The sequence below is a fragment of the Chitinophaga eiseniae genome (genome assembly GCF_900167135.1).
Taxonomy (GTDB): domain Bacteria; phylum Bacteroidota; class Bacteroidia; order Chitinophagales; family Chitinophagaceae; genus Chitinophaga; species Chitinophaga eiseniae.
The window spans coordinates 216,257-234,375 of the sequence record NZ_FUWZ01000007.1 but is presented as its reverse complement, the minus strand read 5'-3'; the positions used below and the strand labels follow the sequence as shown (position 1 = coordinate 234,375).

At 51.1% G+C, this 18,119-nt stretch carries 12 protein-coding genes; 3 read left to right on the top strand and 9 right to left on the bottom strand.

Annotated features, from left to right (window positions below; translation table 11 throughout):
* Positions 1-134: 134 nt before the first annotated feature.
* Entirely contained in the window at positions 135-1,238 is a 1,104-nt protein-coding gene (gene ychF / locus B5D63_RS32275; RefSeq protein WP_078673013.1) for a redox-regulated ATPase YchF, read from the bottom strand.
* Positions 1,239-1,305: 67 nt separating this feature from the next.
* On the opposite strand from ychF, the gene B5D63_RS32270 reads away from it, so the two are divergent.
* Positions 1,306-2,538: a nucleoside recognition domain-containing protein gene (locus B5D63_RS32270; protein ID WP_078673012.1), complete on the top strand. Its 1,233-nt coding sequence runs from the start codon at positions 1,306-1,308 to the stop codon at positions 2,536-2,538.
* A gap of 30 nt (positions 2,539-2,568) precedes the next feature.
* A complete protein-coding gene (locus B5D63_RS32265) occupies positions 2,569-3,813 on the top strand; it encodes a YeiH family protein (RefSeq protein ID WP_078673011.1) in 1,245 nt (414 codons plus the stop codon).
* A gap of 26 nt (positions 3,814-3,839) precedes the next feature.
* Here the strand turns inward: B5D63_RS32265 and B5D63_RS32260 are convergent, their stop codons facing one another.
* From B5D63_RS32260 to B5D63_RS32230, 7 genes are all read right to left on the bottom strand, one after another.
* Positions 3,840-4,370 (bottom strand): hypothetical protein, encoded by a 531-nt coding sequence (locus B5D63_RS32260; protein WP_078673010.1) that lies wholly within the window; start codon positions 4,368-4,370, stop codon positions 3,840-3,842.
* A 100-nt stretch (positions 4,371-4,470) separates the two neighbouring features.
* On the bottom strand, positions 4,471-5,877 hold the full coding sequence (locus tag B5D63_RS32255) for a SusD/RagB family nutrient-binding outer membrane lipoprotein (protein WP_078673009.1): 1,407 nt from the start codon (positions 5,875-5,877) through the stop codon (positions 4,471-4,473).
* Between the two features lie 12 nt (positions 5,878-5,889).
* A complete protein-coding gene (locus B5D63_RS32250; protein WP_078673008.1) occupies positions 5,890-9,033 on the bottom strand; it encodes a SusC/RagA family TonB-linked outer membrane protein in 3,144 nt (1,047 codons plus the stop codon).
* A 496-nt stretch (positions 9,034-9,529) separates the two neighbouring features.
* The gene (locus tag B5D63_RS32245; RefSeq protein ID WP_078673007.1) at positions 9,530-9,931 is read right to left on the bottom strand and encodes a hypothetical protein; all 402 of its coding nucleotides are present in this window, start codon (positions 9,929-9,931) and stop codon (positions 9,530-9,532) included.
* A gap of 82 nt (positions 9,932-10,013) precedes the next feature.
* Positions 10,014-10,517: a PH domain-containing protein gene (locus B5D63_RS32240; protein WP_078673006.1), complete on the bottom strand. Its 504-nt coding sequence runs from the start codon at positions 10,515-10,517 to the stop codon at positions 10,014-10,016.
* A 47-nt stretch (positions 10,518-10,564) separates the two neighbouring features.
* Positions 10,565-10,861 carry a thiamine-binding protein gene (locus B5D63_RS32235; protein ID WP_078673005.1) on the bottom strand — a complete coding sequence of 99 codons (297 nt, stop codon included), beginning with the start codon at positions 10,859-10,861 and terminating at the stop codon, positions 10,565-10,567.
* A gap of 242 nt (positions 10,862-11,103) precedes the next feature.
* A complete protein-coding gene (locus B5D63_RS32230) occupies positions 11,104-12,618 on the bottom strand; it encodes a bifunctional GNAT family N-acetyltransferase/carbon-nitrogen hydrolase family protein (protein WP_078673004.1) in 1,515 nt (504 codons plus the stop codon).
* Positions 12,619-12,772: 154 nt separating this feature from the next.
* Between B5D63_RS32230 and B5D63_RS32225 the strand changes: the two genes are divergently transcribed.
* Positions 12,773-13,978: a glycosyltransferase gene (locus B5D63_RS32225; protein WP_078673003.1), complete on the top strand. Its 1,206-nt coding sequence runs from the start codon at positions 12,773-12,775 to the stop codon at positions 13,976-13,978.
* Here the strand turns inward: B5D63_RS32225 and B5D63_RS32220 are convergent.
* Positions 13,973-17,833 carry a PKD domain-containing protein gene (locus B5D63_RS32220; RefSeq protein WP_143313260.1) on the bottom strand — a complete coding sequence of 1,287 codons (3,861 nt, stop codon included), beginning with the start codon at positions 17,831-17,833 and terminating at the stop codon, positions 13,973-13,975. The genes B5D63_RS32225 and B5D63_RS32220 overlap by 6 nt on opposite strands.
* Positions 17,834-18,119 lie beyond the last annotated feature (286 nt).

Here is an 18,119-nt window from a genome sequence, read left to right as displayed (position 1 = left end):
CTTGATAAGAAATTTTCTGTTTTTTTTGGGATTCCTTCAACGAAAAAGAGCGTCTCATTGCTGAGACGCTCCTGGTTTTGTTGTAACCTTCATGCGTTTGAGTATCATGAAAGTCGTTATTGTAACGGAAATGATTACACGTTAAAACGGAAGTGCATTACGTCGCCGTCGGCCACGATGTATTCCTTGCCTTCGATCCGCAGACGGCCGTTGTCACGGGCGCCGGATTCAGAGCCGTATTTCACATAGTCATCATAGGCGATTACTTCCGCCTTGATGAAACCTTTTTCAAAATCGGTGTGGATCACGCTGGCAGCCTGCGGCGCTTTCCATCCTTTGTGGATGGTCCAGGCGCGTACTTCCTGTACACCTGCGGTGAAGTAGGTGATCAGGTCCAGCAGGTTGTAAGCGGATCGGATCAGGCGGTTGAGGCCTGGTTCGGTGAGACCGTACTCGGAGAGGAACATTTCCTTATCGCCCGGATCTTCCATTTCGGAGATCTGTGCTTCAATGGTGTTGTTCATCACGATCACTTCAGCGTTTTCGACCTTCACCCCTTCTTTCAGGGCTTCGGAGTATTTGTTGCCTGTATGCAGGGAGGCTTCATCCACGTTGGCTACGTACAGTACCGGTTTTTCCGTGAGCAGGAACAGGTCGGCGATCGCTACACGATCTTCCTTGCTCAGGCCCAGTTCACGGATATTGCGGCCTTTCTCCAGGTGTTCCTGGCATCTTTTCAGCACTTCAAATTCCGCTTTGGCTTTAGGGTCGCCGCCGGTTTTTGCCATTTTCTCTGTGCGGGCTACCTTACGTTCCACGCTTTCGAGGTCTTTGAGCTGTAATTCGGTATCGATGATCTCCTTGTCAGCTACCGGGTTGATGGCGCCTTCATCGCGGAGGATGTTGTCGTCTTCGAAGCAGCGGATCACGTGCACGATGGCGTCTACCTCGCGGATATTGGCCAGGAATTTATTACCCAGACCTTCGCCTTTGCTGGCGCCTTTTACCAGGCCGGCGATGTCCACAAACTCGATAGTAGTAGGCACGATGCGCTGGGGCTGCACCAGTTCAGCCAGTTTGTCCATACGGGTGTCAGGCACGTCCACCTGTCCTACGTTAGGTTCTATGGTACAGAAGCGGTAGTTGCTGGCCTGCGCCTTAGCGCTGTTACTCACCGCGTTAAATAATGTCGATTTCCCTACATTCGGCAATCCTACAATTCCAACTTGCAAAGCCATTTTTTAAAATTTGCGCAAAGATAAGTTTATTTTAGTTTATTTGTTGCTTGAATAAACCAATAATCTAATGGCATTAAACTACGTTTGGCTGGGCTTTTTCCTGATAGCTTTTGTAGTGGCAGTTTTCAAGTCGGTGTTTTTACAGGATACGGCTATTTTCGGCGATATTATGAACGGTATGCTTGCCAGCGCCAAAACCGGGGCCGAAATCTCCCTGGGACTGGCTGGCGTAATGACGCTCTGGCTGGGTATCATGAAGGTGGGCGAGGCTGCCGGGATGATCAACCGCTTCTCCAAACTGGTATATCCCTTTTTCTCCAAGCTGTTTCCCGAAGTTCCCAAAGGCCATCCGGCCATGGGTTCCATGATGATGAACTTCTCCGCCAGTATGCTGGGGCTCGATAATGCCGCCACCCCTATGGGGCTCAAAGGCATGAAGGAGTTACAAGAGCTGAACACCAAACCGGACACAGCCAGCAACCCGCAGATCATGTTCCTGGTGCTGAACACGGCCGGCGTGGTGCTTATCCCTACCTCGGTGATCGCACTCCGGAAGGCTGCCGGGGCTGCCAACCCGGCTGATATTTTCGTTCCTACGCTGATTTCTACTTTTGTAGCGTTTATTATAGGTATGTTCACGGTATCCGCCTACCAGCGGATCAACCTGTTCAAACTGCCGGTACTGGTGTTCCTGGGCGGTTTTGCGGCGGTGGTGACCGGTTTGTATTATTGGGTAAGCACCATGCCGGCAGAAAAGATCGGTCCTACCATGAGCAACCTGGGGGGCGGTGTTATCTTCTCGATCGTAATCCTCTTCCTGGGGGCGGGTATCGTCAAAAAACTAAATGTGTATGATCATTTCATAGAGGGTGCCAAAGAAGGGTTCCACGTGTCAGTAAGGATCATCCCCTACCTGGTAGGTATCCTGGTGGCCATCAGCGTATTCCGCACCACCGGCTGTATGGATTATATCATTAACGCCATCGCCAGCCTCTTTTCATGGATGGGCTTTAATACCGATTTCGTACCTGCCTTGCCGGTAGCGCTGATGAAACCATTGAGCGGCGGTGGTGCCAGAGGACTGATGATCGAGGTGATGACCCGCTACGGCGCCGATTCGTTCCAGGGCAAACTGGCCAGTGTGATACAGGGCACTACAGAAACCACTTTTTACGTACTGGCCGTGTATTTCGGTTCCGTGAACATTAAAAATACCCGTTACGCGTTGGCAGCCGGGCTGATTGCTGACTTCTTCGGGCTGCTGTCCGCCATTCTCCTCGGGTACCTCTTTTTTCACTAGCGTTCAAACGCGCGTATAAGTTACAGACCTATGTTACAACCTAAGAAACTTCATGAAGACTGGATTGCGGTGATCATCGCCTTCCTGACCGTCACGCTGGTGGTGGCCGGGCTAAAGCCGGCATTGCCAAAATACAGCTGGTCTTCCGGCAATGAACTATGGACACAACTGACCAACACTTCCAACCTGCTGCATATCGGCGCCCTGTTCCTCTGGGTACTGGGAAGCCTGTTGCTGGCGCGGTTTCTGGCGGGCGATTTTAAACCTGCCGCACTGGTGGCCGGGCTGCTGGCTATTGTGCTTATTTCCCTGCTGGCGCAGATTATCACCGCCAACAAGGCTATCAAAGAGCTCGGCATTGAAGTGGTGCTTTTCAGCCTGCTCCTGGGCCTGTTCATCAGCAATGTGATCGGGCTGCCCCAGTGGGTGAAGCCGGCGCTGCAAACAGAACTGTACATCAAGATCGGCCTGGTGCTGCTGGGTACCAATATTATCTTTGGCGATATCATGCAGGCAGGATTGCTGGGCATTCTTCAATCGGTGGTAGTGGTATTTACGGTCTGGTATTTCACCTTCTGGTTGTGCAAGATGCTGGGACTGGACGACGAATTCCGTATGATGATTTCCAGCGCGGTGTCTATCTGCGGCGTATCTGCCGCTATTGCCACCTCCGGCGCTATTGAGGGAGATAATAAAAAACTCTCCCATGTTATTTCACTGGTAATGATCGTCGCCATTCCAATGATGCTCGTCATGCCCGGTATCGCGGTATGGGCCGGTATGTCTCCTGCTGTGGCGGGCGCCTGGCTGGGCGGCACTATCGACACCTCCGGGGCCGTAGTGGCCGCCGGTACCAAACTGGGGGACGAAGCCCTGAAATATGCCACCATCGTGAAATTCTCTCAGAACGTGCTGCTCGGGCTGGCCGCTTTCATCATCTCCCTTTACTGGTCTTACACCAAAAAAGAAGGCAACGTGGAAAAACCAACGCTCCGTACCATCTGGGACAGGTTCCCCAAGTTTGTGCTGGGCTTTATTGTGGCCTCCCTCCTGTTTTCTTTCGTATTGCCGGCACCGGTAGTAGCCGCTGCCAAAGGCTCCCTGAAAGAATTGCAGACCTACTGGTTCGCCCTCGCCTTTACCTGCATCGGTCTTGAAACCAAATTCACCGATATCTTTAAAGTGGAAAACGGCAGGCCGGCCATAGCATTTATTATTGCGCAACTGTTCAATGTATTCTTTACGCTGATTGTAGCATACCTCGTTTTCAGATAAATAACAAAGCAGGAATAACCAACCCGTTATTCCTGCTTTATTTTAATCCCGGCAGCTTTATCATTATGAAAATCTGTTTTCATCGTTTTCACGCCGACATATTTCTTTTCATAGAAATAACTGTCATGGAATCTTGAGCCTCCCTCTATTCCCCTTCCTATCGTATCGTCTTTCTTTAACTTGTTTTTGATGGCATTAAAAATCCGGGCGGTATTCTTATCAGGTGTCTTCGAAAGCACCCTTAATGCAATCCGTTCAATGCTATCCGCTGTTTCACGCCCTCCTTGTCCAACAATCACAAAAGGCGCTGTTTCATCATCGTACGGCCGGTGTTGGGTTAAGTTGTAAGCCGGGTCTGACAAAATGAAAAAGTCGAGGTTTTTGCCCCGGTTATCTTCCATGTCGATGCTCCCTGCCTGCACGGCCACTTTTTCTACGAGGATGGTCCCGCTGCCGTTCCGTTTTTCTATAAAGAAGTCACCCTCGTTTTTCTGCAGAATATCCGCCACATAGGGCAGGAATTCTTTGAGGGACATTACTACATTGATATAAGACATACAATTATTTTATTTAACGTATTGCGATGATAGCATACAAATAAAAGCCCGTTTGGCACAACTACCAAACGGGCGCTTATTTATTCATTTATCCAGGTCATCACTGTTTGTCCCACCAGACTTTATCCGTCAGCGTTACAGACGGCACGTTAGCGCCGTTGCGGCTTTTCTCCGAATCGGGATAAGCGACGCGGCGGATGAAGGTTGGCAGTTGCGCATTCACCGGCATATTAAAATCCTTGTATTGATAGTCATAGCGACGGGCGTCGTTCCAGGTGTCGGGGTGCAGGAACTGTGCCACGTATTTTTCTTTCAGGATAAGCGCCAGTGTGAGGCCGGCCTCTCCCACAGCCACGGCAGGATTGGTAAGGTAGGCGTCCCGCTTTGCGCCGTCTACGCCCAGTTTGTTCATGTTCACGGTGATGCCCTGAATATAGGCCTGATAAGCCAGGGGCTTGTTGCCACTGCGGAAAGCAGCTTCCGCCTGTATGAAGCGGGCTTCCGCATGGGTGGCCAGCAGCAGCGGAGCGCCGGGTTTGGAATAAAATCCTTTCTGCGACAGGTAACACTCTTCACGGTTGGTACCTGAGCCTACCCTGCCGGCGCCGTTAACGGTGCCGCGGTAGTCGCCGAAGCGGGTGGTATCAGTAATAAGTGGTAGCCGCGGATCGAAAACGCCGAAAGTTTTACCGTTGAGGGCCTCTACAAAATGAGCGCTCAGCCAGCCGTCGAGCAGGTTGTTGACGTTGTTCACTGCGGCCTGGTTCCACGGACTGAGGGACTGGAACCGTACCAGCTGCGCATCGTCCGCATTGTCCGTATAGCCGTTGGCGAGAGCAGCCAGCACGGCGGCCGCATCATAGTTGCCCTTGCGGGTGATATGGTTCAGCAACCGGGCTTTAACCGTATAGGCAGTCTTAATCCATGCAGCCGGTTTACCGCTGTGGACCAGGTCCTTGGTAGCATCCAGCTCATATTTGGAGCTGGTGCTTTTCAGGCGGGTGATGCCGTCGTCCAGCAGGGCGATGCATTGCAGGTATACGCTGTCGTCCGGTGTATAGGCAGGTTGCAGGAAGCTGGTATTAAACGCCTGTGTGTAGGGAACGGCGCCCCACATATCGTTCAGCATTTCCAGGTTGATGGCCATCATCACTTCGGCTGCCCCTACGTGGTAGTCGGCGCCGGCGGTGCGGGCCTGGGCGATCAGGTCGTGCAGGTCGGTCATATTATCGTACAGCGCTTTCCAGGTGGTGGTGTAATCCGTCACCTCGTAGGTGTCGCTGGCGCCGTTGGCGTTGGGCGACGCCAGGTACTGCACAAAGTAGGAGGTGATGTTACTCACACGGTATACATTATACGAAGTAAAATAAGTGGTGGACGCCAGCAACCCGTTCATAGGCGGTACTACCGCCTGGTTGGGGTTATCGTTGATATCCAGCTGCTTTTTACAACCGGCGATGAGTATGGCGAACAAGACAATATATAATATGGTGTGTATCCTTTTCATGATGGAAGCAATTTAGAAGGTGACGTTCAGGGAGGCCATGTAACTACGTGTAGTCGGGTACGTGAAGCCGGCAAAGGCGTCTATGTTGCTGCCCGCGTTCAGGGAGCTGGACTCCGGATCGAAGCCGGTGTATTTGGTGTGCAACCAGATGTTATTGCCGGTAAGCGTCAGGTTGGCCGCTGAGATCAGGTGGGTACGGGACAGGAATTTGGATGGCAACTGCCAGGAGAGGCTAACGTTGCGCAGCCGTATCCAGGACGCATTTTCCACGAAGTTCTCTGTCACCCCGCGGTATACATTACGATAGAAGCCGCCGCCATAGTTACGGCCGTCCGGCCCTTTGGCCTGTTGCAGGTATACGACCTGGCTGTTGGGCGTACCGTCCGGCAACACGCCTTCGAACACTTTGCTGGAAAAACGGTCTGCCGTGATCGCTGACTCACCGAAGGCCGACATGAAGTTGGCCAGCTGGTTGTATTTTTTGGCGCCCTGACGGGTGTCTATCAATACAGAGAGACTGAGTGGTCCGTAAGTGACGGTGTTGGTAATGGCTCCGATCCATTTGGGCTGTGAGTTGCCCAGGTATTTCTGACTGGCGTTGATCATCGGGAAACCGGCCTGGCTGCCACTGGCGGCTATCTGTACCGGACGGCTGTAGTCGATCAGGATGCTGTTGTCCGGCTGCCCGCCGGTATACCGCAGGTAACTGGTACCGAAGATGGCGCCTACCGGGTAACCGGGGAGGTACTTCATGGTAGCGGTGGAACCGGCATAGCCGAACTGGTTGCCCACCACTACTTCGGAGAGTCCTTTGCCGAGGCTCAGCACCTCGTTGCGGTTGGCGGAGAAGTTAATGCGCATGTCCCACCGGAACTTTGTTTTTTTGATGGGGGTGGCGTTAAATGCTATTTCTATGCCACGGTTGCGGATGGAGCCGGCGTTGGTATAGAAGTCTTCATAACCGGTAGCGCTGGACAGTTTTACCGGTATCAGCAGGTCAGTGCTTTTGGAGGTGTACCAGGCAAAGTCGATGCCTATACGGTCCTGCAGGAAACGCAGTTCGGCGCCCACCTCGAAGGTGTTGGTGAACTCCGGTTTCAGCTGTGCGTCTCCGTAGCGGTCGGCGCGGGTCCATCCGATGACGTTATTATCGATGGGTCCGTTGACGAGCGGGATATAACCGGAGCCGGTGTTATAAGGCAGCGCATCTTTACCTACCCTGGCCCAGGAGGTCCGCACTTTACCATAAGAGAGTACGCTCTCGGGGATTTTCAGGTGGTCGGTAAAGAGATAAGACAGGCTCACGGAGGGATAGAAGAACGCACGTTTGCCGACAGGCAGGGAGGAGCTGATATCCGTCCGGCCGGAGAGCGTGAGGTACAGCCAGCGGTCCCATGACAGGGTCCAGTCGCCGAATACGCCGATGAGATAGTAGTTCTCCATGTATTGGGAGGAGACGATTTTTTTGGCATTCTGCATGATCAGCAGGTCCGGGATGTCGAGGGTATCGCCTTCAGTAGAGAGGCGTTTGAGGCGCCGGTCAAACAGGTCATGTCCCAGTTTCAGGTCGGACGTCAGTTTGGAGGTGATATTGTTTTTGAAGTTCAGAATGAGGGTAGAGCTGAGGGAACGTTGATTCAGCGTGTATTCGTTCACGAAGCCGAAGCCGTTGTCGGTGCTGACCACCTCTCCGGCGATGCCTTTGGGACCGGGGCCGGTGTGGCGGCGGTTGTCCGTATAAAAGTCGGTACCCGCGCGATAGAGGACGTCCAGCCATTTGAACGGTGAATAGGTGAAATTGATGTTGCCGATCAGGCGGTTGACATTATCCCCGAAGCGGTTGCTGTACAGGGTGTACACCGGGTTGTCTGTTGTGCCGTAGGTCTGTTGGGTACCGTCCGGTTTCAGGTAGTCGCGCATGTTCCAGCGGGGCGACCAGTAGATGATCTGTTCGCCGTAGCGGTCTGCGTTGGCGCGGTTACCGCCGGAGTTGATATAGTTGAGGGCTACGCCCATTTTTACTTTTTCGCTGAAGCGGATATCGCCGTTGACGCGGGCGGAGTAGTTCTGGTAGTTGCTGAAAGGGATGATGCCGTTCTGGTTGAACTGGGATAACGATGCCGCATACACGACTTTTTCCGTGCCACCGCTGATCGCCAGTGTGTTGCGGTATTGGGAGCCGGTGTTATAGGCTTGTTTGTAGTTGTTGTACAGGGAAGCCGGGTGGTCGGGGTCCAGTTTACGGGCATCTTCCACAGAGGGGCCCCATGCCGGCCAGAAGCTCTGGTTGTCATATTGGCCATTATTACCCTGGGTGTATTGCATTTGCACATCGGGGGTTTTACCTACCTTATCGAATCCGGCGGTAGTGGTAAAGCTAACGCGGGTGCGGCCTGCCCTGCCGGACTTGGTGGTGATGATCACGGCGCCGCTGGCGGCACGAAGGCCGTACAATGCGGTAGCCGCGCCTCCTTTCAGGACGGAGATGCTTTCAATGTCATCGGGGTTGATGTCTGCCGCACGGTTACTCATGCCGCGGGTGTCTGCATTACCCGTCGTGTAGGTATTGTTGTCCATGGTGATGCCATCGATGACAAAAAGGGGCTGATTATCGCGGGTGGGGTCCAGTGAATTAATACCGCGGATAAGGATGCGGGAGCCCTGGCCGGGGGCGCCGCCGCCGCTGGAGATCTGTACGCCGGCCACTTTACCCTGCAGGGCATTGACCACATTGGACTGTTTGGACTGCATGAGGTCAGCGCCGGACACGTCCTGGATAGCGTAACCGATAGCCCGCTTTTCCTTTTTGATGCCCATGGCGGTAACCACTACCTGTTCCAGGCTGCGGGTGTCCGGCTGTAGCGTTACGTTCAGGGTGGACTGGCTGCCGATGGGAACTTCCTGAGTGAGGTACCCCACAAAGCTGAAAACGAGGATGCCCGCACCACCGGGCGCCTCAATACGAAAACTTCCGTCGGGATCGGTAGTAGTACCACGACTGGTACCTTTAACCTGGACCGTTACCCCTGGCAAGGGGGTGTTGGTACCGGCAGCGGCCACATGGCCTTTTATCATACGGGGTTGGGCGTGCAAATAAGAGATGGGAATAAACAGGAAAGCGCCCACCACCAGCATCAATGTACAGATTGATTTCATGGTGTTGTGATTTAGACTTTGGTTTTAAGAATATAAATAAAAGATACATCAAGGAAAGACGAAAGTCAAATGCGCTCTGCCCGCATTTGGGTATTTTCAAAACATAAAATTTAATGTTAATTGTAGTTTGTTGATAGTTAATATTCTAATAATTACACGGGTTGTTTGTAATTAAAAGAAAAGCATCGTTAAAGGCTATACGAAAATATAGCTACATTTATGGAACTTTTGAAGTTGGTATCATTTACTCAAAAAATACACAATAGAAAGACACCTCGCAGACAGCCTCATCGATCCCCAAAGAGTCGAATCCATGACCATTGAGAAAGAACCCAAGGCGTCTGCAATTTATGGATCCAGGGCAGCAAATGGTGTTGTAATTATCGTAATTAAAGATGTAATCGCCCGGAAGGAATATAAAAAGTTAAAACCATACTTATCTGGGTTATAAAAAGCTGGATGACCTGCCTGTAAGATCAATTAGTAACGATTACAGTTAACCTTGTTTCGACTGTTCTTCCCACAGCCCTCTCATTTCAGGCGTGATGCTGAAACTATCTTCGATTCTTTCACTATCGAAATCGCACCAGTAATACACGGTGTAAGCATGTAACAGAAAATTCTCCTTCAACAGGGAATAGACTTTGGGCCAAACCTGTCCCTTCCAATCGAAATAACGGTCTTCATTACTCGTTTCAATGATCATTTCCATGAGGGTAAAACGGATCTCATCGTCATCGGAGGTTTCATATGCAGTAAGGTACTTTTCGAGATCAGCGAACCTGGCGGCCTCATATTCCCAATCCTGCATGTGCTGATCATAAGGGTAATTGAATGCCCGGGCCAACGCCTGAATAGCATTATAGGTGGGGTATCTGGCTGCGGGTGCTTTTATCATGGCGGCCGGGATCGGTTATGTTTGGAAAATGGAAACAGCATAAATCTTATGGCCGGAAGCAATGCTCCCGGCCATAAGCTGTTTATTTGGCGTTGGCGGTATTGATAATACCGTTCATGGTCTTAACAAAATCTTCCGCGGCAGACGGGCTGATCACCCATTTCCGGGAGCGCGACTCTATCAGGACAAGACTTTCACGGTTAGTGCACCAACGCTGGTACTTGCCTATTTCGGCAGACCGGTACGTGCCCAGGTATCCGAAAATACCGCCGATGCCCAGCATACGGCTGCTGGTGCCCAGCTCTTCTTCGGTGATGCTGCGCAGCCGCACAATGTCGTCAAAGAGGATGGTGATGGGAAACAACGGTCTTTTGATCACTACGCCTTCTGCCGTTATCTTATAGTACCGGGGACTCAGACAGGCCGCCACCAGGATGGCAGGTATCAGCAGGAATAACAATACGCTCGTTTTCACCGCCTCCTGGTTAACATCGGTGATCTGCCGGCATAAGATGACCAACGTAATAATGATGGTCAGATTAGTAATGATTTTGGAGCTGCCATCCAATGTTGCGGCATACCTCATAAGTCCTGTCCTTTGGTTTGTCAAGAAAGATAATGAAATTTAATATATCAGGAATCGTACTTCCCTGTTTTTTCTTCGATGGTCACATCCTGATCTTTTTTTATCTGCATTTTTATATACACGAGCAGCTGAGACGCACCTGCTTTAAAACATACTTCCTGCGTCTTACGTACCACCTCCATCAACTCATCATAGGTTCCTTCCATCACTGTTTCAAAAGGACACACCCTGTACTTTACACCGGAATCACGGATTACCGCAATGGCTTCATCAACAACGGCGTATACCTGCTCGGAAGGCACGGAAGGCAGGATCTGGAGGGCTAAGTTAATCTTGTTATTCATCTTTTAGTCTTTCGTTTATATATTGATTATCAACTTTTTTAAATAAATTAACTAAGATATAGCTTGAAGAAAAACCGATACTAAACTAATCAATTATTTCCTGTAGTGCAGAAAAATATCCCTCGAACACTTAAACCATTACATCAAATCATAACGCTAAAATACTATATATTAATTAGTTATAAAAATCGATATAAAGTATTACTATAATTAAAATCCCTGTAAAGCAACTCCCTGCTCCCCTATTTCTTTACTACCTTATACAGATCATGTCGTATATCCCTCATCGTTTGTACGCTTCCGAAAGCATGCAGTTCCTTCAACAACACCAGGTCAACATCTGCCACCACCACCATCTCTGTATTGGGGGTTGACTCCGCCTTGATCCCCGTCACCGGGAAGTTAAAATCGGATGGCGTAAATACACAGGATTGTGCATACTGCAGGTCCATATTATTAACTTTCGGCAGATTACCCACGCACCCTGCAATGGCCACATAACATTCATTTTCGATAGCCCGCGCCTGCGCACAGAACCGCACGCGGTTATAGGCGTGTTGCGTATCGGTCATAAAAGGCACAAACAAAATCTGCATCCCCTGCTCCGCCAGTATCCGGGACGGTTCAGGAAACTCCACATCGTAACAGATCTGGATACCGATCTTTCCGCAATCGGTATCAAACACCTTGATCTCTGAACCACCCTTCATACCCCAGGCATATACTTCGCCCGGCGTAGGATGGATTTTGATGTACTGCTCCCAGGTACCATCCCGGCGGCACAGATAGGAAATGTTGTGCAGCACCTCGTCCATCACGATCGGCATACTGCCCGAAATAATATTGACATTATAAGATACAGCAAGTTCGAGGAACCGGTCGCGGATCGTTTCGGTATACTTGGCCATCCCGCGGATGGCGCCCGCGGGGTCCAGCTGGTTGAACTCCGCCATCAGCGGCGCATTAAACAGCTCCGGAAACACCACGAAGTCAGACCCGTAGTCACTCACCGCATCAATGAAAAATTCCACCTGCTGCATGAACGATTCCAGCCCGCCATAATCCCGCATCTGCCACTGTACCAGCCCAATTCTTACGGTGGACTTATTATACCGAATGGTATCACTGTCCTTTTCGTAATAAATATTGAACCACTGCAGTAACGTGGCAAAACCCTTGGACGCCTCGTCATTCGGCAGGTAGTTTTTTAATATCTTCTTGACGGTAAAATCATTGGAAAACTGGAAGGTCAACGTAGGATCATAAATCTCCTTGTCCTGCACCTTCTCAATATATTCCCTCGGCGACATCCTTTCTGCATATTTTTCATAATTGGGAATACGGCCCCCGGCCACGATCCCTTCCAGGTTCAGCTGCTCGCAAAGCGTCTTGCGGGCATCGTATAACCGGCGCGCCAGCCGCCGTCCCCGGAAATCGGGATGCACAAACACCTCTATGCCATAGAGGATGTCCCCCTTCGGATTATGCGTGTTAAAAGTGTAATAACCGGTAATCTGCTCATAGGTATGGTTGTCGCCGAACTTGTCGTAATCCACGATGATCGACAAAGCGATACCAACCACCTTTCCATTAACGGTAACGGCTATCTGTCCTTCGGGGAACAACCTGATCAACCGCTGGATGGTGGCTTCTCCCCAGTAGCTTCCCGCCATATCGGGATAAGCAGACACCATGGATTCCCGCAGGTCCAGGTAATCTGCGGCTGTAATATTCCTGATTTCAACTGTTTCTGACATATATATAAATGATTCTTGTCTTAATTTAACCTTTTAAGGCCGGATAAAGTTTATTTGTATGAACCGGCAGATTTCATTTACTTTGCATTCCATCTGATTTTACCCATCCCTCCTCTGGACAACCTCACTTTTTCATTACCCTACTGTTATTGTTATGATGTCTGTTTATAACCGGGATATTGTTATTGTGGGCCTCCAACCCTGGTACACCAAAATTGGCAGTAACTGCAAAAGCCTTGCGGCCGAGTTTTCCAAACATAACAGGGTGTTGTATGTCAACGCCCCCATTGACCGCCGTACCTCCTTCAATCGCCATGCCGGCGAGGAAATCGATCACCATAAGGCGGTCATCAGCGGGAAAGCGCCTTCGCTGGTGCAGATCAGTGACAATATGTGGAACCTTTATCCCACTTCGGTTATTGAGTCGATCAACTGGCTACCGTCTACCCCGTTGTTTTCTGTTTTCAACCGTATCAACAACCGCCGCTTTGCCCGTAACATCCGCAAGGCGCTCCGGCAGCTGGGTTTTAAAGATGTGATCCTCTTTAATGACAACGATATTTTCAGAAGCTTCTACCTGAAAGAACTGCTGCAACCATCTGTATATATTTACTATAGCCGGGACAATATCCTGGCGGTAGACTACTGGCGCAAACACGGGGAAAAGCTGGAGCCGGCGCATATCGCCAAGGCCGATATCGGCGTGGCCAACTCGCTGTACCTTGCCGAACGGCTGAAAAAATATAACCCGGAAAGCCACTATATCGGCCAGGGTTGTAACCTGGAACTGTTCAATCCCGATCGTCCTATGGACGTACCGGCAGATACCGCCCACCTGAAAGGGCCGGTGATCGGCTACGTAGGCGCGCTCACCAGCTTAAGGCTGGACATCCCTCTGCTGGTGAACCTCGCATCGGAACAAAAAGACTGGAATTTTGTGCTGGTGGGGCATGAAGATGAAGATTTCAAAAAGTCGCCCTTACACGAACTGCCCAACGTGCATTTTACCGGCGGCAAGCCGATGGCAGACCTTCCCGCCTATGTGAAATCATTCGATGTGTGTATTAATCCGCAGGTAGTCAACGACCTCACGATCGGTAACTACCCGCTCAAGGTAGATGAATACCTGGCAATGGGCAAACCGGTGGTGGCCACCCGTACCCCCACCATGAAGATGTTTGAGGATTATGTATACCTGGCCGACGACCTGACTTCCTATCTCTTACAGCTGAAAGCCGCCCTGGAAGGAAATCAGCCGGAACAGGCAGCAGCCCGCAGGGCTTTTGCCCTCACCCATACCTGGGAGAATTCCGCCGCTGCGTTATATGAGGCCATTCATGCTTATGAATCCCGCTTATAGTTTCATAAACCGCCCCACCCATTTATAGTCCGTACCTATTCCCCTGATTTCGATAAAATAGATACCGGCGCCCAGCGCACTGAAGTCAATACCGGTAGTGAATACAGTGTTCATCTGGAAGGTGAACTGTTTTACGGCCATGCCATTGCTCTTATAAATGGTGATCCTGCCGGACTGGAGTTCGTTATGTTTGATTTTCAGCACGGCGCTGCCACTTCCCACGATCCTGTTGGGATAAAGGCTTACGGTGCCGGAGTCATTATCGGGGATATCGGGATCTACCACCGTCACTGTTTTGATAGCGGCGGAAGTCAGTCCTTCGTTATCGGTTACCGTTAACCGGAACGTATATACGCCTTTGATCAGTCCTGTAGCGGTAGCTTTCGCGGCGCTGGCGCCGGCGATATTTGCCTCTGCAGGCCCGGTTACCTGCTCCCAGCTGTATTTTACGATAGTGCCGTCCGGATCATAGGACGCGGTGCCGTCGAGGATCACCAGCGATACTACTTTTTCATTCTGACCGGCATTGGCTACCGGCGGACGATTAACACCCGGCGGCGGCAGCACGGTCACGGTTACACGCGCGGTGGCGGTGGCGCCTTCGTTATCGGTTACCGTCAGCTGGAACACATAGGTGCCGGCCGCCAGGCTGGTAATGGTAGTAGCGGTGGTATTGGGGCTACCAATAGCACCAGCGTCGGGACCGCTCACCTTCTCCCATTTCCAGGAGGCGATGGACCCGTCAGGATCTTTGGAAGCGCTGCCGTTGAGCGTGACACTATTGACCGGCAGCGTGATCGTCTGGTTGGTGCCTGCGTTGGCAACTGGCGGCTGGTTGTTGTCCGGCGCCGGTAAAACGGTCACGGTTACCCGTGCGGTGGCGGTAGCGCCGGCATTATCGGTTACCGTCAGCTGGAACACGTAGGTTCCGGCCGCCAGGCTGCTCACCTTGGTAGAAGCAGTATTGGCGCTACCGATAGTGCCGCCGGCAGGGCCGCTCACCTTCTCCCATTTCCAGGAGGCGATGGACCCATCAGGATCTTTGGAAGCGCTGCCGTCGAGCGTGACACTGCTGACCGGCAGCGTGATCGTCTGGTCAGTACCGGCATTGGCGGCAGGCGGCTGATTGGTGCCGGGCGTGCCGTTCACCGTTACTGTTACATTCGTGGTGACTTTAGTCCCGGCGTTGTTCGTAATGGTTAACTGGAACGTATATACGCCCTGCTTCAGCGAACCGGCGGATGTGTTGCTCGATGTGTTATCGGCCAGCACGCTGGCAGACGGACCGCTGATTTGTTTCCAGTCATACCCTGTAATGATACCATCCGGGTCATAGGAACTACTGGCGTCCAGCTGTACGGAATTCACCGGCAGGGTGATTGTCATGCTGGTAGTGGTGATGATCACGGGCGGTCTGGCCGCTGCGGACCGCACCGTTACCGTTACCAGGTCGGAAGCACTAAGCCCCCTGTTGTCCGTTACCGTCAGCTGAAAAATATAGGTACCGGCAGCCAGTCCTGTTACATTTGTCATTACCTGGGCCGGGCTGGCGATCGTTCCCGCATTGGGGCCGCTGATTTTTTTCCAGCTATAGCCGGTGATGGTGCCATCTGCATCGGCGGATGCGGAACCGTCGAGCTGGACGGTGTTTACAGGCAGGGAAATAAACAGGTCTTTTCCCGCATTTGCTGCGGGAACAATATTATTGGTACCGGTCCTGAATTCGTAGGCGCCCACGTCGTACTTGCCATCCTGCGGCCGGGGGGTATTTTCCAGGTCAGTGGTCAATGCGAGGTCCGTCATATCGCGGCCCGCATTGATGGCTTTAGAGCCGGTCAACAGCCGGAAATTACCATTGGGCGCATCGCCAATACCTGCGTCAGCAGGCGTTTTGAAGTTCAGGTTATTGGAGAAATCAAATTTTATGGGATTGGCGCCTTTAATGTAAAAGCCCGTCTGCGGGTAGTCCCACTGCGTACCATTGGCAATGACGAGGTTATTGTACACCTTATGCCCGATGGTGGTTTTGTCGGCGTAGATCTTAATCCCATTTACGCCGGTGTTATAGACAGTATTGTTATAGATATAGGCCGTTGCCGGTTCAAATACGATTTTATCGATAGCGTTGATCCCCTCGAAAGCAATATTGGAAATCACGTTGTTGTAAACAGTATTGATCCCGGAGCCGAAAATCTGGATAGCGGGATTATAGCCTTTATCGATACGGTTATTGTAGATGTTCAGGGTGCTGCCGCCGCCGCTCATGATACCGTATCCGTGAGCGCTGTTGCGGGCTACCGCATAATTGACCACCCGGTTGTTATGTATTTTATTATTCCCCAGGTCGGCCATGGAAATCTGGATACCATCGCTGCCCATGTTCTCCAGGTCATTATTATATACTTCCAGGTTCCGGATGTGATGGGATTTCATATTCTGGCAGTTGCCGCTGGAGTACAGGTAATGGGTATTGCCAATATAGAAGCCCTCCCAGGTGGAGTTACGGCAAAGCAGGTCATGGATTTTGACGTCTTTCATCAGGAAGGACCCTTCCAGCCATTCGGGGTGATCGCAGCTTTGCAGCGATTTCGCCTGTACGAACATGCTGGCGTCATGTATATATAAATGATGTACGTCAAAGTCCGTGGAGCCGTCGCCGAGATAAAGGCCGAACATTTTTTCGCCGCGCTGGTTGGTGCCGTTGATATCGAAACCATATGACAGCGCGGGATCGCCGTTACCTTCCAGTTTAAAGTAACTGCAGGTAGAGAACACGAAAGAGGCTGCCGTTGCGGTGCTGTTGACCCCTACCCTTACCAGGCCGCCGCAATTGGTGATGACAATTGGTTTACTGGCAGTGCCGGTCAGTTTACTGAACTGTATATAGTCATAATCGCCGGCCGGAATACAAAGCGTGTCACCCGGAACGATATTCAGCTGGTTCATGGCATCCGTATAGTAAATGCCGCTGCCCCGGTTGGGCTTTACCACGATACGTTTGTTGGCCGGCGCCGGGGGCGTGATGTTGAGTGAATAAGACAACATCCATTCATATACGTTGAGCCCCGTGACCGGGTCTTTATAATTGGGGTTGTAGGCTTCGGTCCAGGCGTCGTGGCCGTTGGCGTCGAAGATGGTCATTTTAGCCGGTGGCACAGGTGCAGGCACGGAGCTGTTAATTTTATTAACCCAGTCGATGGTGAACTGCGGGTTGACCGTCGGATCTATTTTGTTGTGAAAAGCCCACACCGGCGTATGATTGGCAGCGATCACCGAAGGCAGCTCCGGACGGTCGTTGACGTTATAGGAGCCGCATACTACGGCTGCCGCTGCATATTGTTTGGCTTTGGTACTGTTTTCCGAGATCACGCCCCAGGTCACGCCGCCGCCCATGCTTAAGCCGGTCACGTATATTCTGTTGGGATCAATGCGGTATTTTGTCTGCAGGTAAGCCAGCAGTTTATGCACGTCATCTGAACCGGGCCATCTGATAAAAAAAGGAGAAATCACGATGAAGGAAAAACGCTGACCATTCACGCCAAAAGAAGCGGGAAATTTACCGTCTCTTATCAACCGGGGAATACCGTTAGCCGCCACTCCTGAAATAGAGCGGGGGGTATTGGGATTGTTGGCATCATATTGCAACTCTCCCACTCCATGACAAAAGATGATCAGCGGGTACTTATCGGTGTTAGTGTTATATCCTTGCGGCAGCGCCTCCAGATAGCCGGCAACGTTATTGACAGTTTGAGCAGGCAGCATTACCTCCGCCTGTTGAGCGGTGGCCGGTAACACAAGGGATAATAAGAGCAGGCACACAACAGCCTTGCTGATTAATGCGTAGCGTTTTTTCACCAGATCATGGCTTTTCGTAAAAAATGGTTAGCTATTGCTCAACGGGGCGACGATTCCATAGTTATCTCAAGCGGAGACATTGCAATAGTATGGGCGCAAGATAACAGAATTTGCACAACAAATATAAAAAATAATGTATATCTATTAATTTTAAAATTAAATTATTAATAAACAACGCTTGTACAAAATTGATTTTCAAAGAAAAAATTGTTTTTTAGGGAGATGGCTACCATTTTATTTAACAAAAAATGTATCTTGCAGACGAATTACACCATACCCTCGTCGG

Excerpts from the sequence above, each read along its gene's own strand:
- B5D63_RS32240 (WP_078673006.1), bottom strand. The coding sequence starts at position 10,517 with ATGAGGTATGCCGCAACATTGGATGGCAGCTCCAAAATCATTACTAAT.
- B5D63_RS32260 (WP_078673010.1), bottom strand. The coding sequence starts at position 4,370 with ATGTCTTATATCAATGTAGTAATGTCCCTCAAAGAATTCCTGCCCTAT.
- ychF (WP_078673013.1), bottom strand. The coding sequence starts at position 1,238 with ATGGCTTTGCAAGTTGGAATTGTAGGATTGCCGAATGTAGGGAAATCG.
- B5D63_RS32250 (WP_078673008.1), bottom strand. The coding sequence starts at position 9,033 with ATGAAATCAATCTGTACATTGATGCTGGTGGTGGGCGCTTTCCTGTTT.
- B5D63_RS32255 (WP_078673009.1), bottom strand. The coding sequence starts at position 5,877 with ATGAAAAGGATACACACCATATTATATATTGTCTTGTTCGCCATACTC.
- B5D63_RS32270 (WP_078673012.1), top strand. The coding sequence starts at position 1,306 with ATGGCATTAAACTACGTTTGGCTGGGCTTTTTCCTGATAGCTTTTGTA.
- B5D63_RS32225 (WP_078673003.1), top strand. The coding sequence starts at position 12,773 with ATGATGTCTGTTTATAACCGGGATATTGTTATTGTGGGCCTCCAACCC.
- B5D63_RS32245 (WP_078673007.1), bottom strand. The coding sequence starts at position 9,931 with ATGATAAAAGCACCCGCAGCCAGATACCCCACCTATAATGCTATTCAG.
- B5D63_RS32265 (WP_078673011.1), top strand. The coding sequence starts at position 2,569 with ATGTTACAACCTAAGAAACTTCATGAAGACTGGATTGCGGTGATCATC.
- B5D63_RS32235 (WP_078673005.1), bottom strand. The coding sequence starts at position 10,861 with ATGAATAACAAGATTAACTTAGCCCTCCAGATCCTGCCTTCCGTGCCT.
- B5D63_RS32230 (WP_078673004.1), bottom strand. The coding sequence starts at position 12,618 with ATGTCAGAAACAGTTGAAATCAGGAATATTACAGCCGCAGATTACCTG.